The 23794-nt window shown below is 37.8% G+C and carries 23 protein-coding genes, 1 tRNA gene, 1 riboswitch and 1 other annotated feature (1 of these 26 cut by a window edge); of the genes, 21 read left to right on the forward strand and 3 right to left on the reverse strand.

Translation table 11 applies throughout. The features are described from left to right. The first annotated feature begins 171 nt into the window (after positions 1-171). The 5 genes from CKJ95_RS03705 (at position 172) to CKJ95_RS03725 (ending at position 5344) form a co-directional block, all read left to right on the forward strand. Complete coding sequence (locus CKJ95_RS03705; RefSeq protein ID WP_099352052.1) at positions 172-1860, forward strand: long-chain-fatty-acid--CoA ligase; 1689 nt, start codon at positions 172-174, stop codon at positions 1858-1860. A gap of 192 nt (positions 1861-2052) precedes the next feature. Beyond that, positions 2053-2643, forward strand: coding sequence for a TetR/AcrR family transcriptional regulator (locus CKJ95_RS03710; protein ID WP_099352053.1), 591 nt, complete (start codon positions 2053-2055; stop codon positions 2641-2643). 42 nt (positions 2644-2685) lie between these two features. Beyond that, a complete protein-coding gene (locus CKJ95_RS03715; RefSeq protein ID WP_099352054.1) occupies positions 2686-3459 on the forward strand; it encodes an enoyl-CoA hydratase in 774 nt (257 codons plus the stop codon). Positions 3460-3523: 64 nt separating this feature from the next. After that, a complete protein-coding gene (locus tag CKJ95_RS03720; protein WP_099352055.1) occupies positions 3524-4300 on the forward strand; it encodes an electron transfer flavoprotein subunit beta/FixA family protein in 777 nt (258 codons plus the stop codon). Between the two features lie 66 nt (positions 4301-4366). Continuing rightward, positions 4367-5344 (forward strand): electron transfer flavoprotein subunit alpha/FixB family protein, encoded by a 978-nt coding sequence (locus CKJ95_RS03725; protein WP_099352056.1) that lies wholly within the window; start codon positions 4367-4369, stop codon positions 5342-5344. Between the two features lie 305 nt (positions 5345-5649). Here CKJ95_RS03725 and CKJ95_RS03730 read toward each other — a convergent pair whose 3' ends face one another. After that, on the reverse strand, positions 5650-7002 hold the full coding sequence (locus CKJ95_RS03730) for an IS1182 family transposase (protein ID WP_099352057.1): 1353 nt from the start codon (positions 7000-7002) through the stop codon (positions 5650-5652). Positions 7003-7354: 352 nt separating this feature from the next. On the opposite strand from CKJ95_RS03730, the gene trxA reads away from it, so the two are divergent. From trxA to CKJ95_RS03745, 3 genes are all read left to right on the forward strand, one after another. Continuing rightward, positions 7355-7669, forward strand: a complete 315-nt coding sequence (trxA, locus tag CKJ95_RS03735) for a thioredoxin (RefSeq protein ID WP_099352058.1) — start codon at positions 7355-7357, stop codon at positions 7667-7669. Between the two features lie 178 nt (positions 7670-7847). Further along, positions 7848-9620: an excinuclease ABC subunit UvrC gene (gene uvrC, locus CKJ95_RS03740; RefSeq protein ID WP_099352059.1), complete on the forward strand. Its 1773-nt coding sequence runs from the start codon at positions 7848-7850 to the stop codon at positions 9618-9620. 67 nt (positions 9621-9687) lie between these two features. Continuing rightward, positions 9688-9866, forward strand: a riboswitch (Lysine riboswitch). Between the two features lie 280 nt (positions 9867-10146). Continuing rightward, positions 10147-11391: an aspartate kinase gene (locus CKJ95_RS03745; protein ID WP_099352060.1), complete on the forward strand. Its 1245-nt coding sequence runs from the start codon at positions 10147-10149 to the stop codon at positions 11389-11391. A gap of 79 nt (positions 11392-11470) precedes the next feature. Here the strand turns inward: CKJ95_RS03745 and CKJ95_RS03750 are convergent, their stop codons facing one another. After that, positions 11471-11926, reverse strand: coding sequence for a YslB family protein (locus CKJ95_RS03750; RefSeq protein WP_257215710.1), 456 nt, complete (start codon positions 11924-11926; stop codon positions 11471-11473). A 390-nt stretch (positions 11927-12316) separates the two neighbouring features. Here CKJ95_RS03750 and CKJ95_RS03755 point away from each other — a divergent pair, with 390 nt between their 5' ends. The 8 genes from CKJ95_RS03755 to CKJ95_RS03790 all read left to right on the forward strand — a co-directional run bounded on the left by CKJ95_RS03755 (position 12317) and on the right by CKJ95_RS03790 (position 18478). After that, positions 12317-12928, forward strand: coding sequence for a succinate dehydrogenase cytochrome b558 subunit (locus tag CKJ95_RS03755; protein WP_099352062.1), 612 nt, complete (start codon positions 12317-12319; stop codon positions 12926-12928). A 72-nt stretch (positions 12929-13000) separates the two neighbouring features. Next, positions 13001-14761, forward strand: a complete 1761-nt coding sequence (gene sdhA, locus CKJ95_RS03760; RefSeq protein ID WP_099352063.1) for a succinate dehydrogenase flavoprotein subunit — start codon at positions 13001-13003, stop codon at positions 14759-14761. Position 14762: 1 nt separating this feature from the next. Next, entirely contained in the window at positions 14763-15521 is a 759-nt protein-coding gene (gene sdhB, locus CKJ95_RS03765) for a succinate dehydrogenase iron-sulfur subunit (RefSeq protein ID WP_099352064.1), read from the forward strand. A gap of 158 nt (positions 15522-15679) precedes the next feature. Continuing rightward, positions 15680-16144: an acyl-CoA thioesterase gene (locus CKJ95_RS03770; RefSeq protein ID WP_099352065.1), complete on the forward strand. Its 465-nt coding sequence runs from the start codon at positions 15680-15682 to the stop codon at positions 16142-16144. Between the two features lie 166 nt (positions 16145-16310). Further along, entirely contained in the window at positions 16311-16535 is a 225-nt protein-coding gene (gene gerE, locus CKJ95_RS03775; RefSeq protein ID WP_010678342.1) for a spore germination transcription factor GerE, read from the forward strand. 233 nt (positions 16536-16768) lie between these two features. Next, on the forward strand, positions 16769-17227 hold the full coding sequence (locus CKJ95_RS03780; RefSeq protein WP_099352066.1) for a MarR family winged helix-turn-helix transcriptional regulator: 459 nt from the start codon (positions 16769-16771) through the stop codon (positions 17225-17227). Positions 17228-17237: 10 nt separating this feature from the next. Further along, a complete protein-coding gene (gene racE, locus CKJ95_RS03785; protein ID WP_099352067.1) occupies positions 17238-18032 on the forward strand; it encodes a glutamate racemase in 795 nt (264 codons plus the stop codon). Positions 18033-18148: 116 nt separating this feature from the next. Further along, positions 18149-18478 carry a hypothetical protein gene (locus CKJ95_RS03790; protein WP_099352068.1) on the forward strand — a complete coding sequence of 110 codons (330 nt, stop codon included), beginning with the start codon at positions 18149-18151 and terminating at the stop codon, positions 18476-18478. Between the two features lie 218 nt (positions 18479-18696). On the opposite strand, the gene CKJ95_RS03795 is transcribed toward CKJ95_RS03790, so the two are convergent. After that, the gene (locus CKJ95_RS03795; protein WP_099352069.1) at positions 18697-19617 is read right to left on the reverse strand and encodes a nuclease-related domain-containing protein; all 921 of its coding nucleotides are present in this window, start codon (positions 19615-19617) and stop codon (positions 18697-18699) included. Between the two features lie 164 nt (positions 19618-19781). Here CKJ95_RS03795 and CKJ95_RS03800 point away from each other — a divergent pair, with 164 nt between their 5' ends. From CKJ95_RS03800 to CKJ95_RS03820, 5 genes are all read left to right on the forward strand, one after another. Then, positions 19782-20852 carry a GerMN domain-containing protein gene (locus tag CKJ95_RS03800; RefSeq protein ID WP_099352070.1) on the forward strand — a complete coding sequence of 357 codons (1071 nt, stop codon included), beginning with the start codon at positions 19782-19784 and terminating at the stop codon, positions 20850-20852. A gap of 139 nt (positions 20853-20991) precedes the next feature. Continuing rightward, on the forward strand, positions 20992-21741 hold the full coding sequence (gene rph / locus CKJ95_RS03805) for a ribonuclease PH (RefSeq protein WP_099352071.1): 750 nt from the start codon (positions 20992-20994) through the stop codon (positions 21739-21741). Between the two features lies 1 nt (position 21742). Further along, positions 21743-22348 (forward strand): XTP/dITP diphosphatase, encoded by a 606-nt coding sequence (locus CKJ95_RS03810; protein WP_099352072.1) that lies wholly within the window; start codon positions 21743-21745, stop codon positions 22346-22348. Then, positions 22345-22854, forward strand: a complete 510-nt coding sequence (locus CKJ95_RS03815; protein ID WP_099352073.1) for a metallophosphoesterase — start codon at positions 22345-22347, stop codon at positions 22852-22854. Before CKJ95_RS03810 ends, CKJ95_RS03815 begins: the two co-directional genes overlap by 4 nt. Positions 22855-22979: 125 nt before the next feature. Next, positions 22980-23056: transfer RNA gene (locus CKJ95_RS03820), tRNA-Arg, on the forward strand. A 548-nt stretch (positions 23057-23604) separates the two neighbouring features. Beyond that, positions 23605-23794: a binding site (T-box leader), on the forward strand (it continues 69 nt past the right edge of the window).

Here is a 23794-nt window from a genome sequence, read left to right on the forward strand (position 1 = left end):
TTCAATGTAGTTTATGTCCTTAAACGACATAAACTTCAGCAACAATTCATGATTCTAATTGTCACCAAATATTCTATATAATATAATGAGTATAAATGGTTTGAAAATTCAAACTGGTTTTTGGATACGCCTTCGTATTCTCAAAATAAATATTTAAAGGGAGGTTATTAGATGGAGTTAGAAAGGCCGTGGTTAGCAAATTATCCTGAGGAAATTCCGCATCAACTCGAGTATGAAAACATTCCAATTCAAGCGTATTTGAAAAGAACTGCAAGTGAATTTCCTCAAAAAATCGCAGTTCATTTTCAAGGAAAAGAGTTAACTTTTTCACAAGTGTATGAAGAATCTTTAAAACTTGCAAACTATTTAGTGTCTCAAGGCATCAAAAAAGGTGACCGAGTTGCCATTATGTTGCCAAACTGTCCACAGGGTGTAATTGCTTATTATGGTGTCTTGTTTTCTGGTGCAATCGTCGTCCAAACAAATCCATTGTATACAGAAAGAGAACTTGAATATCATTTAAAGGATTCAGGCTCAAAAGCAATCATTACATTAGATATTCTATTTCCACGCGTCTCAAAAGTGAAAGCGCTAACAGAACTTGAACATGTTATTGTGACCGAAATTAAAGACTATCTCCCATTCCCAAAAAATATGATTTATCCTTTTATTCAAAAGAAACAGTATGGTATCGTAGTCAAAGTGGAACATGAAGGCACAAATCATTTACTAAGGGAAATTATAAAAACATCTGAAGCAAAAGAAATCGATATTGACATTGACCCAGTAGAAGACCTTGCTTTGTTACAGTATACAGGTGGAACAACGGGCTTTCCAAAAGGAGTTATGTTAACACATCGGAATTTAGTTGCTAATACGATAATGTGTTCAAAATGGATGTATAAATGTAACAAAGGAGAAGAATCCATCTTAGCCATTCTGCCATTTTTCCATGTGTATGGAATGACAACTGTATTAAACCTATCCATCATGATGGCTGCAAAAATGATCCTAATGCCGAAATTCAATGCAGAAGATACGCTAAAAACGATTCATAAACAGAAGCCAACTCTTTTTCCAGGAGCACCAACGATGTATATTGGTCTGTTGAATCATCCTGACCTAATGAAATATGATCTATCTTCGATTGAGTCTTGTATTAGTGGTTCTGCCGCTTTGCCACTTGAAGTTCAAGAACAATTTGAAAAAGTGACTGGTGGAAAGCTTGTAGAAGGATATGGTTTATCGGAAGCCTCCCCTGTAACACATGCGAATTTAATTTGGGGACATCGCGTGAACGGAAGTATTGGATTACCATGGCCGGATACAGATGCTGCGGTGCTTTCAATGGAAACAGGTGAACCTGCTGGTATAGGGGAAATTGGAGAGATAGTCGTAAAAGGTCCTCAGGTTATGAAAGGATATTGGAATAAGCCTGAAGAAACTGAAAATACATTTCGTGATGGTTGGTTATTAACAGGTGACTTAGGCTACATGGATGAAGATGGATTTTTCTATGTGGTGGACCGAAAAAAAGATATGATTATTGCTGGCGGATTTAATGTTTATCCAAGAGAAATTGAGGAAGTATTGTTTGAACATGAAAAAGTACAAGAGGCTGTTGTCGCTGGTATCCCAGATCCGTATCGTGGGGAAACAGTAAAGGCATACGTCGTTTTAAAAGAAGGCCAACAACTTACAGAGGAAGAGCTTGATCAACATTGTCGCAAACATTTAGCGGCATATAAAGTTCCAAGAGTATATGAATTTAGAAAAGAATTACCGAAGACCATTGTAGGCAAAGTTCTGCGCCGGGTATTAGTTGAAGAGGAAAAGGAAAAACTAACAAAAATTAATTAAGAAAAGTAGGATCGATCAGCTCTAAATACATCATTCGTGTAAACATCAGTGAGGAGCCATGATATGAGCCTGTGGCTCTTTTCTTTACTTTAAAAGAGCAAATGAGAAGAAAATCTTGACAGTATCTTGATTAGGTTTTATTATAGAAATATGAATGACTATTCATTCATTTTTCTGAAAGGACGTAAGAACTTGAAAAATACAAAACCAAAATATAAGCAAATCATAGACGCAGCGGTAGTGGTTATCGCGGAGAATGGGTATCATCAATCTCAAGTCTCAAGAATTGCTAAGCAAGCAGGCGTGGCGGACGGTACAATATATCTATATTTTAAAAACAAAGAAGATATTCTCGTATCTTTATTCCACGAAAAAATGGGCGAATTTATTGAAAAAATTGAAGCTGAAATAGCAGGAAAATCGAGTGCGGCAGAGAAGTTATTAACATTGGTTGAAAAACATTTCGAACTTTTAGCAGCCGATCATCATCTTGCAACCGTGACTCAGCTTGAATTAAGACAATCAAATAAGGAATTGCGTCACCGGATTAATGAAGTACTTAAAGGGTATTTAGGAACCATCGATTCCATTATTCAATTTGGGAAAGAAAATGGTGAGTTTAATCCAAACCTGGATGTCCGTTTAGCAAGACAGATGATATTCGGCTCGATCGATGAAACTGCAACCACTTGGGTCATGAACGAACAAAAATATGACTTGCCATCCTTGGCAAAAGAAGTCCATGCACTATTAGTAAATGGTTGTGGAAAATCACACCTCTAGCATAAAACTAGAGGTGTGTACATACATATAGGAGGGATGTAGATGGAGTTTTTAAAAGTGAAGATAGCCGAGTACATTGCTACTATTAGCATTAATCGTCCTCCAGCGAACGCATTATCAACCGCTGTTTTGAAAGAGCTTACAAGTTTACTAGATGACATTGAGAAGGATGACAATGTAAGAGTTCTAGTAATCCAAGGTGAAGGTCGCTTTTTCTCTGCAGGGGCGGATATAAAAGAGTTTACAACCATAAACTCTGGCGAAGAATTTTCAAATCTTGCAAGACAAGGTCAATCACTATTCGAAAGAATGGAACGATTCCCCAAACCTATTATTGCTAGTATTCACGGAGCTGCCTTAGGTGGCGGTCTTGAACTGGCAATGGCTTGCCATTTCCGCCTTGTTAGCAATAAGGCAAAACTTGGATTACCTGAGCTACAGCTTGGACTTATCCCTGGTTTTGCTGGGACAGCACGCTTGCCTCGCTATGTTGGTGTTGCTAAAGCTGCTCAAATGCTTTGGACAAGTGACCCAATTAGCGGTGATGAGGCTGTACAGTACGGATTAGCAAATCAAGCTTTCCCAGAAGAAAATCTTCACGAAGAAACAATGGCAATTGCTAGGAAGATCGCTCAAAAAAGCCCTGTTTCTATAAAAGCGACCATTGAATTATTAAATTCAATGAAGAATGAACAATATGAAGAAACTGTCAAAAGAGAAGCCGTATTATTTGGAGAAATGTTCATTTCAGAGGATGGACAAGAAGGAATATCGGCCTTCATCGAAAAACGTCCGCCGACATTTAAAGGCAAATAATACTAGATTTGAAGATAATCAATAGATTACAAGAAATTGCACAATACCTTTAGGAGGGAAACTCATGAACATCTTTGTTATTTTGAAAAGAACATTTGATACTGAAGAAAAAATCGTAGTAAGCAATGGACAAATCAGTGAAGATGGAGCTGAATTTATTATTAACCCTTATGATGAATATGCGGTTGAAGAAGCAATCCAACTTCGTGATGCGCATGGTGGCGAAGTAACTGTTGTCACAGTTGCCACAACTGACGAAGCTGATAAAGAATTACGCACAGCTTTAGCGATGGGTGCTGATAAAGCCGTTTTGATTAATACAGAAGATGATCTAGAAGAAGGAGACCAGTTCACAACTGCAAAAATTTTGGCTGAATACCTAAAAGATAAAGATGCCGATATTATTTTAGGTGGAAACGTTGCAATTGACGGTGGTTCAGGTCAAGTTGGTCCTCGTGTAGCGGAAATTCTAGATATTCCTTATGTAACGACAATTACAAAACTTGATATCGATGGTTCAACAGTAACAGTAGTAAGAGACGTTGAAGGTGACTCTGAAGTTATCGAAACGACTTTACCATTACTTGTTACATGTCAACAGGGGTTGAATGAACCACGCTATCCATCTTTACCTGGAATTATGAAAGCGAAGAAGAAGCCGCTTGATGAGCTTGAGTTAGATGATCTAGATTTGGATGAAGATGATGTAGAAGCAAAAACAAAAACAATTGAAATTTATCTTCCACCGAAAAAAGAAGCTGGCCGTGTGCTTGAAGGCGATTTAGAAGATCAAGTAAAAGAGTTAGTTTCACTCCTTCATAGCGAAGCTAAGGTGGTATAAGTTTTCGGGCAATCTTTGTATGCGATTTCAAAATTTTACTAAGGCGAATCTAGGGGGTTACGCATAATGTCAAGAAAAGTAGTAGTTCTAGGAGAAACACGTGATGGTGCGTTACGAAACGTATCTTTTGAAGCAATTGCAGCTGGTAAAACTGTAGCAGAAGGCGGCGAAGTAGTTGCCGTGTTAGTTGGTGAATCTGTAGGCGCTTTAACAAATGATTTAATTCATTACGGAGCCGACCGAGTCGTAACGGTTGAAGATGCAAAATTAGCTTCATATACACCAGACGGCTTCTCACAAGCCGTTCTCGCTGTTATTGAGGCTGAGTCACCAGAAGCTTTAGTTTTTGGTCACACATCATTAGGTAAAGACCTTTCACCCAAAATTGCTAGTAAATTGAATTCTGGTCTAATTTCAGACGTAACAGCAATTGAATCTGCAGGTGGAAACATTGTCTTTACTCGCCCAATCTATTCAGGTAAGGCTTTTGAAAAGAAAATTGTGACTGACGGTTTAATCTTTGCGTCCGTACGACCTAACAATATTACACCACTTGAAAAAGACGAGTCACGTACGGGTGAAGTTTCATCTCTGTCTGTTGAAATTAAAGATTTACGAACAATCGTAAAAGAAGTTGTGCGTAAGGCAACTGAAGGTGTAGATTTATCCGAAGCGAAAGTAGTTATCGCAGGTGGACGTGGGGTAAAGAGTGCAGAAGGCTTTGAGCCATTAAAAGAATTAGCGAATGTTCTTGGTGGCGCTGTAGGTGCATCTCGTGGAGCATGTGATGCTGATTATTGTGACTACTCTCTTCAAATTGGTCAAACAGGAAAGGTTGTCACGCCAGACCTATATATTGCTTGTGGTATTTCAGGAGCAATCCAGCACTTAGCAGGAATGTCCAACTCTAAAGTAATTGTTGCCATCAACAAAGACCCTGAAGCAAACATCTTCAAGGTTGCAGACTATGGAATCGTTGGTGACTTATTTGATGTAGTTCCAATGCTTACTGAAGAGTTCAAGAAACTAAAAGTAAATGCATAATATTTGGTATATGAGCTGAGGTTTTCATATTTATAGAGATTTTTTTCCATTTTACCTTTATAAAATTTATGGTATACTAATCAAGCGATGAGCTGAATTGCATAAGTCGAGCTGACACGCCTTTTGGCAAGGCACTATGTGGAGTGCTGTCCTCGCCGCAATACGCAAAAAGACGTCCTCCGGGACGTCTCAGAGTGTAGAGAAAGGGGTATTTTTTCTCTACACTTTTTTGTTTTCGGTGTTTATTGTAGTTGTAAATTGACGTATTTTTTATAAAAAATCTTGAAAATATCACTCCCAACCATCTAGCCTTGCTTGGCTAGGTGGTTGGCAATCTTTTTCATGTTCTGGCAGGCTGCTGTAAGTAATACCTGCTCACTAGCATTTTTAATTCCCCGTAACCTACAGTAGCGAAGCCCATGCAGCTCTTTTGAGTCTGCGAAGCTTCGCTCTACGGTTTCTTTTCTATACTTATAAAGAACTTTACCTTCCGGAGAGAGGCGATTTAACCTCACCTTATCTTTATGATCTTCCCAAACATGACGAGTTACAACTTTTTGCTTATTCCGAGATCTAGTGCATTGTTCAAGAAGAGGGCAGGTTGAACATTTCTTAGAATCTGACTTGTACTCCCGGTAACCTTCTCTTGTAGTTGAACGATATGTTAGTTCCTCGCTATTTGGACAAACATAAATATCATTTTCTTTATTATATTTAAACTTCCATTTTGGAAAGAGTCCTTTTGTTGGTTGGTACCTTCTGTGGGCAATAACTCCAAAGATCTTACGATCTGATAATCCTTTACAAATCGGATTAGTTAAGTATCCAGAGTCAAGACCAACAGCTTCCACATTAAAGTTAAATCGTAAGATTTGACGATCTAAACGGCCTAGATATGGTATTGAATCATGGACATTACCTGGAGTTACGAATGCATCAGTTATAATGTTAAACTTCAGATCCGTTGTCCGATGGTCTAAATAACAGAACATCTCCTGCTTATTGTCTCGCGACATAAACCCACTTTCTGGATCTGTGGTACTTACCCTAATCTCTTTTGTTTCTTTCACCTCCTTCTTTTCCTTTAAAGGCTTTTTTCCATGTTCAGCACGATCTTCTTCAATTGCCTTATTTAGCTCATCTAAATATTCACGAGTTTCTACTTCAACTTCTTCCCTTGTAAATTTATGTTTATTTGCATTTGCTTTGAGATGAGTGGAGTCCGTAAATAAGACTTTTCCACCAACCATTTTGTGATTCATTGCAAGAAGAACAATTTCACCAAAGATTTCTTGGAAGATGTCTGTATCTTTAAAACGCTTATGACGATTCCAGCTTATTGTGGAATGATGTGGTACAGGATCTTTAAATCTTAGACCTAAAAACCAACGATATGCGACATTAAGTTTTATCTCTTGTTCAAGCTGTCTTTCGGAACGGATACCATAAAAATATCCAATAAACATCATTTTAAATAGAACAAGAGGGTCGATCGAAGGTCGACCATTATCTTCAGAGTAGTAAGGTTTTACTCTTTCAATTATAAAAGAAAAATCTATGTATTTATCTATTTTTCGTAACAGATGGTTATCAGGAACAAGTTCGTCAATTGATACAAATTCAATTTCATTTTGTGTATTTTCCCTAGTATTTAACACAATATCACCAACCCCAATTTATTAACTATATTATAACATATTAACGCGGTGAATTGGCGAAGTAACTCAAAAGAATAAAGGCTGTCGAGACTTTCTCGACAGCCTGAGACGTCCTCCGGGACGTCTTTTTTTATTGGCTACACTCAAAACGGATGTCTATACCCTCTATTATTTACATACATAACAGCTTAAAAAGTTGGGGAAGATGACTATGTATGAAGTATAGTGTCTAATCTTATCATCGCTGAATTAGTTAACTGTTCATTTTGAAGCAAAACATTCGTAAAATGACATTCCAGATGGTATACTCTTGGTAGAATTTCAATGTTGCTACTTATTAGGAGGGGTTTAAATGGCTATTACAAACGTAACAGACCAAAATTTTGATGCAGAAACAAAAGATGGATTAGTACTTGCAGACTTCTGGGCACCTTGGTGTGGACCATGTAAAATGATTGCTCCAGTATTAGAAGAATTAGACACTGAAATTGGTGACAAAGTGAAAATCGTGAAACTCGATGTAGATGAAAACCAAGAAACTGCAGCGAAGTTTGGCGTAATGAGCATCCCAACTTTACTTGTAATTAAAAACGGTGAAGTTGTAGATAAAGTAGTCGGTTATCAACCAAAAGAAGCTCTTGCTGGCAGACTTGAGAGCCACTATTAATCCAAATTAAAAAAACAGCCTTTATGGGCTGTTTTTTTTGTTTGATCTCAGTTTTAGGGGACTTCCTATTTTTACTCATACAACTTCTTCGTAAAAATGTTACAATATAAGATACGTCAAAACTTAAGAACAAGTTCACTAAGACGCAATTGATTTTATAGTAGATGGAGTGGTAACTATGCACGATCATCTTAAGGAAAAATTAGCGATTTTACCGGACCAGCCTGGTTGTTATTTAATGAAGGATAGGCAAGGTACTGTTATATATGTGGGTAAAGCGAAAGTGCTGAAGAACCGTGTTCGATCTTATTTTACAGGATCACACGATGGTAAAACCTTAAGGCTTGTCAATGAGATTGAGGACTTTGAATATATTGTAACTTCTTCAAATATTGAAGCTCTTCTTCTTGAAATCAACCTTATTAAAAAATATGACCCAAAATACAATATCATGTTAAAGGATGACAAGACGTATCCTTTTATCAAAATTACTGCTGAAAAACATCCACGATTATTGATTACTCGAAAAGTAAAAAAAGATAAGGGCAAATATTTCGGACCGTACCCTAATGTGCAAGCTGCAAATGAAACAAAGAAACTATTAGACCGCATTTATCCTTTAAGAAAATGTTCAACATTACCAGATAAGGTTTGTCTATATTATCATATCGGTCAATGTCTTGCTCCTTGTGTCAATGAAATATCTGATGATACCAATAAAAAAATGGTAGACGATATTATCCGCTTTTTAAATGGTGGATATAAAGAAATCAAAGACGAGTTGACTGAAAAAATGTTAAAGGCTTCTGAAGAACTCGACTTTGAGAGAGCAAAAGAATACCGTGACCAAATCGCAAATATTGAAACGACGATGGAAAAGCAAAAGATGACAATGACTGACTTTATTGACCGTGATGTATTTGGCTATTCCTATGATAAGGGCTGGATGTGTGTTCAAGTCTTTTTTATTCGTCAAGGGAAATTAATAGAGCGGGATGTTTCTCTATTTCCTTTTTACAACGAGCCTGAACAAGACTTCTTAACCTATCTTGGTCAATTTTATTTAAAAGATAATCATTTTAAACCAAAGGAAGTTTTGCTTCCTAGTTCAATAGACCGTGACATTGTTGAGCAATTACTAGAAGTAACCGTTCACCAGCCTAGTAGAGGGAAGAAAAAACAATTAATCGACCTGGCTACTAAAAATGCAAAAATTGCGCTAAAGGAAAAGTTCGCCCTGATTGAAAGAGATGAAGAACGTACGATTAAGGCTGTTGAAAATTTAGGACAGAAGTTAGGTATTTATACACCTCATCGAATCGAAGCGTTTGATAATTCCAACATACAAGGAACAGATCCTGTTTCTGCCATGATTGTGTTTACTGATGGAAAACCTGATAAAAAAGAATACAGAAAGTATAAAATTAAATCAGTTCAAGGTCCTGATGATTATGAATCAATGAGGGAGGTTGTACGGAGAAGATATAGCCGTGCTTTAAAAGAAGACCTTCCATTACCAGATTTAATCATAATTGACGGAGGTAAAGGTCATCTTGCTGCGGTTAGGGACATTCTTGAAAATGAATTAGGCTTAGAAATTCCACTAGCAGGACTTGCAAAAGATGATAAACACAGAACTTCCGAGCTCTTAATCGGAGACCCGCCTGAAATTGTGGAACTACCTAGAAACAGTCAGGAATTTTATCTTCTTCAACGAATTCAAGATGAAGTACACCGTTTTGCGATTACCTTCCATCGTCAAGTCCGTGGAAAAAACGCATTTCAATCTGTACTCGATGATATTCCGGGAGTAGGGGAAAAACGTAAAAAAGCACTACTGAAGCACTTTGGTTCTATCAAGAAGTTAAAGGAAGCTAGTATTGAGGATATTCAAAAAGCCAATATACCTAAACAGACAGCTGAAGCAATTTACGAAAAATTAAAAGAATAGGCGTTGCTATTTAAAAAATAGTCTGATATAATCCTTAATAATATAATATTCCACTTCAACACGTTGAAGTGAAGATAGAGGTGCGATCTTTATCAGTATGCAATTGGAGGGGTATGAGCCCTTACGATCATTGCAGAAAGGAAAGTTCGCCGAAGTGTAAAAAGGCTCATACCTTTTTGTGCTGGTCTTATGTTTAAGAGACATAGGATTGTCAAGATGATTCAATCTTGGAGGGCTATCTCACGAAGTGACACGTAGTATGTTTACGTATATCACAGCAATGAGATAATTTCTCATTGCTGTTTTTTTTAACTTTATTCAGTAGAAGCATTCACTTCTACTGAATAAAGTTAAAGCCTCCGGCGGATGCCACGATTTTTCAAAGGAAACTTTTCGAGTGTAAGATCAAAGACTAAGAACGCCACTTCCTGTGGCAACGTCTTTGTGACCCACCTCGTGTGGGCCTAAAAAAATCGGGCCCAAATACGCCAAGGCGCATTTGATTATTTTAGAGAGGGTTGAGGGCATGGGGATCATCGTACAAAAGTTTGGAGGCACCTCTGTTGGGTCACCAGATAGAATTAAGAATGTTGCAAGTCGAGTTATTCAAGAAGTGCAAGCAGGGAATCAAGTTGTCGTTGTTGTTTCGGCAATGGGGAAGACAACCGATCAGCTTGTAAGTTTAGCTAATGAAATTACAAGCGCGCCAAGTAAGCGCGAGATGGATATGTTATTAAGCACAGGTGAACAAGTAACAATTGCATTATTATCTATGGCTTTACAAGAAAAAGGGTATGAATCCGTATCGTATACAGGTTGGCAGGCTGGTATTGAAACAGAGGCTATACATAGCAATGCCCGTATTGAAAATATTGAGGTATCAAGAGTATATAAAAGCTTAAAAGAAGGAAAAATCGTTGTCGTTGCTGGATTCCAAGGAGTCAGCAGTTCAGGAGACATTACTACTCTTGGTCGTGGCGGTTCCGACACAACTGCAGTCGCACTCGCAGCGGCATTAAATGCGGATAAATGTGATATCTACACAGATGTAACAGGTGTATACACAACCGATCCTCGCGTAGTTCCGACTGCGCGTAAACTTCATTCCATTTCTTATGATGAAATGCTGGAACTTGCAAATCTTGGTGCTGGAGTACTCCATCCACGTGCAGTGGAATTTGCGAAAAACTTCGAAATGCCGCTTGAAGTTCGTTCAAGCTTAGAGCTAGAAAATGGAACCATTATTGAGGAGGAAGTTTCAATGGAAAAGAATCTTGTTGTTAGGGGAATTGCTTTTGAAGACCAAATTACAAGGGTAACAGTATCTGGATTACCGAATGAATTGCATACACTCTCTACTATTTTTGGCACACTTGCAAAAAATGGTTTAAATGTAGATATCATTATTCAAAATATGACAGATCAAAATCATACAAATATTTCATTCTCTGTAAAAACACCTGATTTACGTGACACACTTGCTGTTTTACAGAATAACAAGGATTTATTGAAATATGAAAGTATCGAACATGAGGATGGGTTAGCAAAGGTTTCAATTGTTGGTTCTGGAATGGTTTCAAACCCAGGTGTAGCAGCTGATATGTTCCAAGTGCTTGCAAAGGAAAATATTGAAGTGAAAATGGTAAGTACATCTGAAATTAAAGTTTCTACAGTTCTTGAGCAAGGCAATATGGTTCGTGCAGTTGAAGCTTTGCATGACTCATTTAACTTAGCTGCGGTTGAAGAAGAAAAAGCTAAGGTAAAACTATAATTGAAATTTATGGGTGGTTCAAAGGAATTTGGACCCCCTTTTTTTGTAATAAAAAAAACTGCACGAAATGTGCAGGCTTTTATTCTTCGGTGATATCTTTTGGATCCCATTTTACCGTAAATATAATTTTTTGAGCTCTTCTTTTTTGTTGTTCAAAGCTTTCAGTGATTCGATTTTTCTGTTGTTGAATTTGTTGGGCAAGAAAGCCAGACTCAAGCTGGAATGTACAAATATCTCTTCGTTTAAAGCGAGTAGATACGATCGAACCCTCCAAATGAAATTCAATGGAGTTTTTATCCAAACGTTCTACCTTAAGGTCTCCCCATCCAGCATCATGAAAGAATGAAATGACTTCTTCCGTCGTAGGTAAGGGGAACTTGCGGGCAAGATTTTTTCCAGCCCAATATAGAATCTGTGGCGTTTCTTTCCCGAGAATATCAGGAATTAAAACTTCTCGTAAAAGTTCGTACCCAAATACGGAAACAGACTGTTCACTTATATTTACGTTTTGTTCGTTGATGTTAACGTTCTTCACTGCATTCCCCTCTTTCTCCATTCTTTATTATATAACATGAGGGTATAAGAAAAACATGAATTTTTTGTTTCTTTTTGTCAGAGAGAATTGATTTTTATTTAGTATTACTACATTCATATGTGTACAATTATTATCATTTTTATGAATAATTTGTGGATTTGTTTCCTTGACGCTCTTGCTTTATGGGAGTAAAATGAATTTGTTACATTATACTGATAAAAGAAAATTACATGCAGCATTTGTCTATTTATCTACAAAAATAAATTTGTAGATTCCTGCAAAGGTTTTCAGTTATCAGTTTTTATATCGTCCTTTTACATATTTATACAGGATGAAACATTACAAGGGAGTGCCGTGTGGGCACGTTTTATTACTAAGGGGGGTTAAAGTATGGCTGGTAATCGTGAATTTTTTAATCGCAGACTTCATTCATTATTAGGTGTAATACCTGTTGGGGTGTTTTTAATCGTACACTTAATGGCGAATAACTTTGCGACAAGAGGGGAAGAGGCATTTAACAGTGCTGCTGGTTTTATGGGGAATCTTCCATTTAGAATCCTTCTAGAGGTAGTTATTATTTATCTACCATTATTATTTCACGCAATTTATGGTCTGTATATTGCCTTTACTGCAAAGAACAATGTGAGTAGATACGGTTTCTTCCGTAACTGGATGTTCTTCTTACAACGTATATCTGGTATTATTACTCTTATTTTTGTGGCATGGCATGTATGGGAAACGCGAATTGCTTATGCATTAGGGAGAGCAGAAGTTAACTTCCAAATGATGGAGAATATCCTAGATTCACCTGCAATGCTTATTTTCTATCTTGTTGGTGTAATCTCTACAATTTTCCATTTCTCAAATGGTCTATGGTCATTTGCTGTAAGTTGGGGGCTAACAATAACTCCTCGTTCACAACAAATTGCAACATATGTAACAATCATTATTTTCATTGCTTTATCAATAGTAGGTGTTACTACAATTTTTGCTTTCGTTTAAGAATATGAAAATTAGAACGTTCACATTTTTTTACACAAGATGAACGATCTCTTTATTGGGGAGTGAGTTACTTTGAGTCAAGGAAAAGTTATCGTAGTTGGTGGTGGACTAGCCGGGTTAATGGCTACCATCAAAGCTGCTGAAGAAGGAACACAAGTTGATTTATTTTCACTCGTACCTGTAAAACGTTCTCACTCTGTTTGTGCGCAAGGTGGGATAAACGGTGCAGTTAATACAAAAGGTGAAGGGGATTCTCCTTTGATCCACTTTGATGATACAGTATATGGTGGAGACTTCTTAGCAAACCAAAAGCCAGTTAAGGCTATGTGCGAAGCGGCACCAGGAATTATTCACTTAATGGACCGCATGGGTGTAATGTTTAACCGTACACCAGAAGGTTTACTTGATTTCCGTCGTTTCGGAGGAACTCAACATCACCGTACTGCATTCGCTGGTGCGACAACAGGTCAACAATTGCTTTATGCATTAGATGAGCAAGTTCGCCGTCACGAAGTAGCAGGATTAGTTACAAAGTACGAAGGCTGGGAATTCCTCGGAATAATCCAAGATGATGAGGGAATTTGTCGTGGTGTCGTAGCGCAAAACCTTCAATCAATGGAAATTAAATCATTCCCTGCTGATGCTGTTATTATGGCATCTGGAGGCCCTGGAATTATTTTTGGTAAAACTACAAACTCAGTTATCAACACTGGATCTGCTGCATCAATTGTGTACCAACAGGGTGCATATTATGCAAACGGTGAATTTATCCAAATCCACCCAACAGCGATTCCTGGAGATGACAAACTTCGCCTAATGAGTGAATCCGCTCGTGGTGAAGGTGGACGAGTATGGACATATAAAGATGGAAAGCCTTGGTACTTCTTAGAAGAAAAATATCCAGCATACGGAAACTTAGTTCCTCGTGATATTGCAACACGTGAAATTTTCTCTGTGTGTGTAGATATGAAGCTAGGTATCAATGGTGAAAACATGGTTTATCTAGATCTTTCTCATAAAGATCCAAAAGAACTTGATATCAAATTAGGTGGAATTATTGAAATCTATGAAAAATTCATGGGTGATGATCCACGTAAAGTACCAATGAAAATCTTCCCTGCTGTTCACTATTCAATGGGTGGACTATGGGTTGACGATCATCAACAAACGAATATCCCTGGATTATTTGCTGCAGGAGAGTGTGATTTTTCACAGCACGGAGCAAACCGCTTAGGTGCTAACTCTCTATTATCAGCTATCTACGGTGGTATGGTTGCTGGTCCAAACGCAGTTAATTACATCAAGGGCCTTAAGAAAGGTACAGATTCCATTTCTTCTACTGTGTTCGATAGCCATGTAAAACAAGAGCAAGAGAAATGGGATAACATCATGGCAATGGATGGTACTGAAAATGCATACATCCTTCACAAAGAACTTGGTGAATGGATGACAGATAACGTAACAGTTGTTCGTTACAATGACAAGCTTTTAAAGACTGATGAAAAGATTCAAGAGCTTATGGAACGTTACAAAAACATTAATATCAATGACACATCTAAATGGAGCAACCAAGGTGCTACATTTACTCGTCAATTACAAAACATGCTTCAATTAGCACGTGTAATTACAATTGGTGCATATAACCGTAACGAAAGCCGTGGAGCACACTATAAGCCTGATTTCCCTGATCGTAATGATGAGGACTTCTTAAAAACTACTATGGCTAAATTTACAGGGAAGGAAACTGCGCCTGCATTCCATTATGAAGACGTAGATACTTCATTAATCACACCACGTAAACGTGACTATACTAAGAATAAGGAGGCAAAGTAAGATGAGTGAAAAAACAGTTGAATTTCATGTAACTCGTCAGGATACTCCAGATTCTGAACCATATGTAATTAAATTCAAGGTACCTTACCGTAAAAATATGAACGTAATTTCTGCGCTAATGGAATTCCGTCGTAATCCGGTAGATATCAATGGAAATCAAGTTGCCCCAATTACTTGGGATATGAACTGTTTAGAAGAGGTTTGTGGTGCATGTTCAATGGTTATCAACGGTAAACCTCGCCAATCATGTTCAGCACTTATCGACCAACTTGAACAACCAATTAAACTTGAACCAATGAAGACATTCCCTATCGTGCGTGACCTACAAATTGACCGTAGTAGAATGTTTGATTCATTGAAAAAAGTTAAAGCCTGGATTCCAATCGATGGAACATACGACTTGGGTCCTGGACCTCGTATGCCTGAGAAAAAGCGTCAATGGGCATATGAATTATCAAAATGTATGACATGTGGTGTTTGTCTTGAGGCATGTCCAAATGTTAATAGCCAATCTGATTTCATTGGTCCAGCGCCATTATCACAAGTTCGTTTATTCAACGCGCATCCAACTGGTGCCATGAATAAAGCTGAACGTTTAGAAACAATTATGGGAGATGGAGGCCTTGCAAACTGTGGTAACTCACAAAACTGTGTACAGTCTTGTCCAAAAGGTATTCCACTCACTACTTCAATTGCAGCTCTAAACAGAGATACATCTATCCAAGCATTCAGAAATATGTTTGGTAGTGACCAAGTCTAATAGAAACATTGAAAGCACTCCTTCATGTCATATGGAGGAGTGCTTTTTTTACGAAGAGTTTATAATGTATACCTCATAATAAGGCATAAAATTTCCCCATTAGAATAACGCACCACTTAACAATGATTTGAATAATCTTATGTAAGGGAGCTATTGGAATGAAGCATATTACGTATATCGATGAATTTGAGACATGGGAGAATACATTTGAATTTTATCAAACAATTCAGGTACGCTTTTCCGAAACAGATATGTTTGGACATTTAAACAACACAGTCCCCTTTGCTTACTTTGAGGAAGCAAGAATTCAATATTTTAATCATGTAGGGTTTATGCAAAGATGGACTGAAAAATCAAGCGAAACAATCCCGGTAGTTGCAAACCAACAATGTGACTACCTAAAACAAGTCTATTTCGGTGAACAGCTTAAACTGTATGTGAAAATAAATCAGCTTGGCAATTCCTCAATGGATATTCATTATATGGCTAAAGATAAAGAAGGATCCGTTTGTTTTGTCGGTAGGAGTACACTTGTTCAAATGTCAAAGCGAACAGGAAAAGGTGAACCATGGTCTGAAGAGATGAAGCAAATGTTAAAAAATCATCTAACCTATAATATATGAGTCAAATAAAACAAAAATACCAATACATCTAAAAATGGACGCAAAAAAGTCTACATATCACCCTTTTAACAGTCACAGCAACACTCTCCTTCTCATATTATATGGTGACTAAATATATACCCATCCAGTAGTTCAGCTTGAACCTTAGCAAGGAGGGTTACAATACTTGAAGGAGAAAGAGTTTCAACCAAAACCGCTACTAACAAAGAGAGAAAGAGAAGTTTTTGAATTACTAGTTCAAGACAAAACAACGAAAGATATCGCAAGTGAGCTATTCATAAGCGAAAAAACAGTTCGTAACCACATATCGAATGCGATGCAGAAGCTGGGAGTAAAGGGGCGTTCTCAAGCAGTTGTAGAGCTCCTTCGTATGGGAGAACTTGAACTTTAAGTATTACCGGCTACCCTTTACTTTTGTAGGGTAGCCGGTTACTTATTTAGGGCATTTTACATATTTCCTAAATAACTTCAACTTGCTTTTTGCGCGAAAAAAGTAGAAAATAAGAATAATATAGTTTTTTTACTTAAAACGATGCGCCTTAACATTTTGCATACAATGAAGCAACTGTAATACAAGAGAAATCAGTTGGTTTTACCACTAACAATTTACTAGGAGAGGATGTAATGACTGTTAAAGAGAGCAATGAAACAAAAGACTACCAAGTAATCGCAGATATCGAAAAATCACTTCGTTTTATCTCAGGCTTACTTAAACAAAAAGGCCGAGAAATCCTTAGCAATTTTACAATCACTACACCCCAATTTATAGCTCTTCAATGGTTACTTGAACTTGGAGACATGACAATTGGTGAATTATCAAATAAAATGTACTTGGCATGCAGCACGACAACAGATCTTGTAGACCGCATGGAAAAAAATTCGCTTGTAATGCGCGTAAAAGACCCAAAAGATCGTCGTGTCGTTCGAATTCATTTACTTGAAGAAGGAGAACGTATTATCGAAGAGGTAATCAAGAAAAGACAAGATTACCTACAAGAAATCATGGAAAACTTCTCTGGTGAAGAAGTTACCCAACTCGAAAAGAGTCTTAGAAAATTACATCAAGAAATGCGAGTAGAATGAGGCGAATCATTTGAACAGACCAATCGGAGTTATCGATTCAGGGGTAGGCGGTTTAACCGTTGCTCGGGAAATAATTAGACAATTACCAAACGAAGAAATCATATATTTAGGTGATAACGCTAGGTGTCCGTATGGACCCAGACCTATAGAGGAAGTTCGTCAGTTTACATGGGAGCTGACGAACTATTTATTGTCACATAAAATCAAAATGCTTGTCATTGCATGCAATACGGCGACTGCCCTAGTGTTGGATGAAATACAAGCTGAGCTTTCAATTCCCGTAATCGGTGTCGTCTACCCAGGAGCAAGAACCGCTTTAAAGGTTACAAAAAATAATTATGTCGGAGTTATCGGCACAGTCAACACGATCGAAAGTGGTGCCTATGTAGATGCTCTAAAATCAATCAACAATCAAATCAATGTCGAAAGTCTCGCATGCCCAAGATTTGTTCCAATCGTCGAGGCAGGAGAGTTCACTGGTCCCCATGCCGAACAAATTGTGGCTGAATCTCTAGAGGTCTTACGGGGTAAAGAAATCGACACCTTGATTCTTGGTTGTACCCATTATCCATTACTTCATAATACCATTCGGAACTATCTTGGAGATGGAATCAAACTAATTGACTCCGGCGCCGAAACAGCCCGTGAAGTGAGTACAGTGCTATTCTATAGCGGACTACTGAATAAAAAAACGTCAAAAAAAGGCCACCTGTTCCTCACAACAGGCGAAAAAGAAATCTTCCAACAAATCGCCAGCAACTGGTTTGAAGAACCGGTGTATAATGTGAAATCGGTGAAATTGTAGGATCAGAGAAAAAAGCCCTTGGTGGGGCTTTTTTTGTTTATTGGAAATACGGTAAGTTGGGATGATGCTAGGGCATTGAGGTGCACGTTCTTCGTGTAATAGAGGTAGCGTGTTGCGTGAGTAGAGAGTCTTGGGTTAAAGATGCATGCTTTAAGGCAGCATGCCCTGCAGGAGTAGTTTGGCGGTACAAGCTCGAAGGAAAAATTAGTAAGCATGCACCGCAAGAGTTGTTTAGCGGAACAAGCTCGAAGGAAAAAAGAGTAAGCATGCACCGCAAGAATTTTAGCAGAACAAGCCAGATGAAAAAAAGATTGAGCAAGTACCGCGAGAGTAGTTTAGCGGTACACGCTCGAAGGGGAAAAAGAGTAAGCATGTCCCGCAAGAATAGTTTAGCGGTACAAGCCCGAAGGAAAAAAGAGCAAGCAGGTCCCGCAAGAATAGTTTAACGGTACAAGCTCGAAGAAAAAAAGAGTAATCATGTCCCGCAAGAGTAGTTTAGCGGTACACGCTCGAAGGGAAAAAGAGTGAGCATGTCCCGCAAGAATAGTTTAGCGGTGCACGTTCAAACGAAAAAACTAAATAACCTGAAACGAAAGAATTATATATTGAACCAGAACAGCATTCCACTTATGAGTACAAATTAACATTATTGTGATAACATGAATCACTCTTTAACCTCATAATATGAATATTTTCCCGATGATACGAAAGTGTAATTATTGGCAAGGATTTTTCTGATAGTTCTTTTATCTTTTATAACCTTGCACCAATCAAAAACCGTCTTCGTTGTCATTTTCAGATCCGGAAAAAGTAGTCTTAACTCCTCCACACTTCTAATTACAGCTGCATCAATATCCTCACTATTCCTGCATTTACCACAAACCAGCTTGTATTGATTCCCAACCTCCATAAACCCATTCCAACACTCTCCACACAATATCCCTTTTTTTAACTCATCAAAACTATATTTTGGTAGCAATGAGAAAGGTGACTTTTTAATATGTAACGAAAGCAACTTCTTTGCTAACGTATGATGTGTATTAGAAATTTTTGATGGCTGTGCATTCAAGGAGCGTATAAAACGATTAAGTTGAGGCTGAAATACAATTGGTAGATTTGGTGGAACTTCGTAGAGGTAGAATTCTGGATTTATAAAAATGAGGTGGCCTTCGACGGTGAGGTTGGAACCGAGTTGTTGGAGCAATTGTCTAAGCAAAGAGGTACTTCGGGATAGCTGTAGAAGGGGATTCCTGATCTCTTTCCCAATTGATAAGCTTTTCCATTGGTCTCCTTTTATTATGTAATCACCTTCAAAGTTCTTTACTTCGAATATGTGAATCTTGGGTGGAGAAATAAGCAGTGAATCAATTTGATAATGAGTGCTGTTCGTTTCTAGAAGCAAGTCGTTGATGGTGAGGGAATCGAGTGAAAGACTTTCCATACGCTGGTCAAACATTGTTTCTCCAATGAAACCTTTTTCGAGCGTAATGATTTGATTCTCAATTTTTTCAGGCACTTTCTTTCGTGCTCGGATAGACTTAAGGAGCTGTAATTCAAGAGGTTCAGTACGCTTTTTAATAATCAATCACAACACTACCTTTCGGAAAATTTAAGTATTACCCCTTTATTTTACAATCTATTTCCTTCTAAAATCAAAACATTTTGTCCATTTTTTTCATGAAAAAGCGGTCTAATTTGAAAAGAGGGCTCGTATACATAGTAGTACAAACTGCCTTAGGAGGGAAAAGAATGCGTAAAATAACTAAATCTGCAATAGCTGCAACAGTTGTTACTTCAACAGTTCTACTATCAGGATGTGGCTTATTTGGTGGAGAGGAAGAAGTTAAACAAATGGATCCACCTAAAAACGAAGCGGTGGATGAGACAGTAGCAAAGGGGGAAAATTCAGAAACTGAAGCTACTGAGGCTACTGACCAAGAGGAAGCTACAACTGAAACAGTAAAACGAGACCTGTATCTGATCGATAATAGTGGTCTCGTAGTACCATATACTGTAGATCTTCCGAAGACAGATGCTGCGGCGAGACAAGTACTTGAATACCTAGTAGCGGGTGGCCCGTTAAATGAAATCATACCAGATGGTTTTAGAGCGGTTATTCCACAGGATACGGTTGTGGATGTGAAATTGGAAGATGGAACGATCACAGCGGACTTCTCGAAGGAATTTGGCACATATAATCCTGAGGATGAAGCAAAAATCTTACAAGCCATTACTTGGACATTAACCCAATTCGATAATGTAAATAACGTTGTAATTAGCGTAAATGGTTATAAATTGGATGAAATGCCTGTTAATAGTACTCCAATTCCAACGGATTTAAGTAGAGCAGATGGGATTAACATTGATAACAGCGGTGTAGTAGATATTACAAATAGCCGCCCTGTGACACTCTATTTCTATGTGCAAAATGAAGAAGCGGAGTACTATGTACCTGTAACGAAGCGTATTGAAAATACTGGAGATGACAGAGTTTCTGCAGTGGTTAATGCGCTAATTGACGGACCTAATATGTCTTCGAATTTAATAAGCGAAATTCACCAAGATGTAAAACTACTAGGTGCGAAAGTCGAAGATGGTAATGTTACTCTAGATTTTAACGAAGCTATCTTTGGTAGCTTTAACGAGAAAATGATCTCTAAGCATGTTATTAACTCATTAGTACTATCTTTAACGGAGCAGCCTGAAGTGAAAAGTGTTGCTATCACGGTAAATGGAAGTGAAGACGTGGTTACTGAGGATGGGAAATCCCTAACTGAACCAGTAACACGTCCAGCAAATGTGAATACAGGTAGTTTCTAAAAAGAGTAGTGGTGTGGACTTTGTTCACACCTTTTTCTTTTGGAAGACGATAGAAAAACAAAATTTTGCTATACTATATAAAGGATGGTGGGCAGTGTTTAGCCTGCTTTTTAAAGGACAGACAGGGGGGTTTTAGTTTTTGAGAGTTGATGGACGATTACATAATCAGTTACGGCCGATTCAGTTTGAAGTGAATTATATCAAGCATCCTGAGGGGTCGGTTTTAATTACGATTGGAGATACGAAGGTTATTTGTAATGCGAGTATTGATGATAGGGTACCTCCTTTTATGAGGGGATCTGGTAAAGGCTGGATTACAGCGGAATACTCAATGCTCCCGAGAGCGACTGAGCAGCGGAATATAAGAGAATCCACTAAAGGAAAAATCTCAGGAAGAACGATGGAAATTCAGCGTTTAATTGGGCGTGCTCTACGATCAGTTGTTAATCTTGAGCAGCTCGGTGAAAAAACCATTTGGATTGATTGTGATGTCATTCAGGCGGATGGTGGTACAAGGACAGCTTCGATAACGGGTGCTTTTGTGGCGATGGTCCTGGCAATACATAAAATCTATCAAGGTAAAAAGATGAGTACATTTCCGATCACAGACTTTTTAGCGGCTATTTCAGTGGGGATTGATCCTGAAAAAGGGGAGATCCTGGATTTAAATTACATAGAGGATTCTGCTGCAAATGTTGATATGAATGTTGTGATGACTGGAGCGGGAGAGTTTGTTGAGCTTCAAGGAACAGGGGAAGAATCGACCTTTTCACGACAGCAGTTACAAACATTATTAGAATTAGCCGAAAAAGGGATTATCGAGTTGATTCAGGCTCAGAGAGCTGCATTAGGAGATTTAGTAGACTTAATCGGAAAGAAGGACTCTTAACGTGAAGGAAATCATGATTGCTACTAAAAATAAAGGGAAAGTAAAGGAATTTAAAGATTTATTTGCAAGCAAAGGTATAGACGTAAAATCATTGGTCGACTATCCCAATATAGAGGATATTGAAGAAACGGGCAAAACATTTGCAGAAAATGCCCAAATAAAAGCAGAAGCTATTGCAAAAAAGCTGCACATACCTGTTATAGCAGATGATTCTGGACTTGCAATTGACCACCTAGAAGGCAGACCAGGTGTCTATTCTGCAAGATATGCTGGTGAGCATAAAAATGATGTGGATAACCTTAATAAAGTATTAGAAGAATTAAAAGGTGTTCCCGATGAAAAAAGAACGGCTAGATTCCATTGTGCACTAGCTTTGGCAATTCCTGGAGAAAAAACGGAAATTGTAGAGGGAACCTGTGAGGGTGTCATTACGGATAAGCCTGTTGGGGAGAATGGATTCGGCTATGACCCAATCTTTTTTGTGCCTGTTAAGGGTAAAACAATGGCTGAATTATCAAAAGATGAGAAAAATCTTATCAGCCATCGTGGAAATGCACTTAGGAAGCTAGACGAGCTTTTAAAAGATCATGAGGAGTTTCAAAGATGAAGGTATTAATTCTGAGTGACAGTCATGGATTAACAAAGGAATTACTCGACATTAAGGAGCGGCATAAGAATGATGTTGAATTTATGCTTCATCTCGGGGATTCTGAGTTGTCATCTCAATCAGAAGAAATGAGTGGATTTTCAGTAGTCAGAGGAAATTGTGATTTTGACTCTAACTACCCGAATGATATGATTGTTCTTTTAAATGGGCTAAAGGTATATTTGACACATGGTCATTTATATAATGTAAAAATGTCATTAATGAATCTTTCCTATCGTGCTAGAGAAGTCGGAGCATCTATTGTTTGTTTTGGACATTCACATATTGCGGGGGCTGAATTAATTGATGATGTTTTATTTATCAATCCAGGTAGTTTCCGTTTGCCAAGAATGCGCAAGGAAAAAACATATGTAATATTAGAGGTTGAAAATAATCAAGCTGATGTTGTTTTTTACGATAGTGAAGGAAATGTTGTTGAGGAGTTATCAACCAAGGTAAACTTATGATACAATAGCGTTGGGAGTAAAAAATACTCCCTTTTAAAATTTTTTCTTCAAAATGTGTTGACATCTGATTCCTATCTGACTATAATAAAAAATGTCGCTAATAACTTAGCGGAAAAATTTAAAATGTCCCAGTAGCTCAGCAGGATAGAGCAACGGCCTTCTAAGCCGTCGGTCGGGAGTTCGAATCTCTCCTGGGACGCCATTTTACATAATCAATCACAAACACTTCTTTCATGTAAATGAATTGAAGTGTTTTTTTGTTTGTCCAACGGACTCAAGAAAGAACAAAATTTAAGTAATTCCTCCGATCAGTTATTGTAGATTTACCTTGAAAGAATCCTACCAATGCCACACTTGAAATAATAATTTTCAGTCACAAAAATTTCAACGAATTCTTTCAATTCTAAAAACCGCGTCATTTCTAAGTTGTAAGCGGATTCAGTTAATTTTTCAAATCAAAATAATCTAACAATTCTTTAAAATGGTGTTGACTCCGATAAAAAATGGGCGTAATATAGGCTCTAATATCAAATATTTTCTACCAAAAAAGAAAATGAATAAGTGAATTGGCAACTTAGAAAAGTCCTATCATAACTAACCCATCCTTTTACTAAAAAGCTGGAAGGTCATGGATTTGGATTATTTTTTCAACCTAAGTTTTCAATCGTGTAAAGCGTTTATGTTTTTAGGTATTAAAGAGGTACCTAGGGCATAAAGCTAATAGAAATGTAACTTGAAAATATTGAATATTCATAAACGTTGAAGAGGATAAGTAGTCTAACGTAAAGATATCAACAGAGAGCCGGTATTGCTGGAAGCCGGTGTTATCCCGTTGGATGAACTCACCTCAGAGTGTTAGCTTGAAACATTTGTAGTAGAGCTAACCGGGTGTTTGGTAACAGCTCACCCGTTATCAAAATGAACAACAATAGTTGTTCCT

This window comes from Fredinandcohnia onubensis (assembly GCF_002734285.1).
GTDB lineage: Bacteria > Bacillota > Bacilli > Bacillales > Bacillaceae_L > Ferdinandcohnia > Ferdinandcohnia onubensis_A.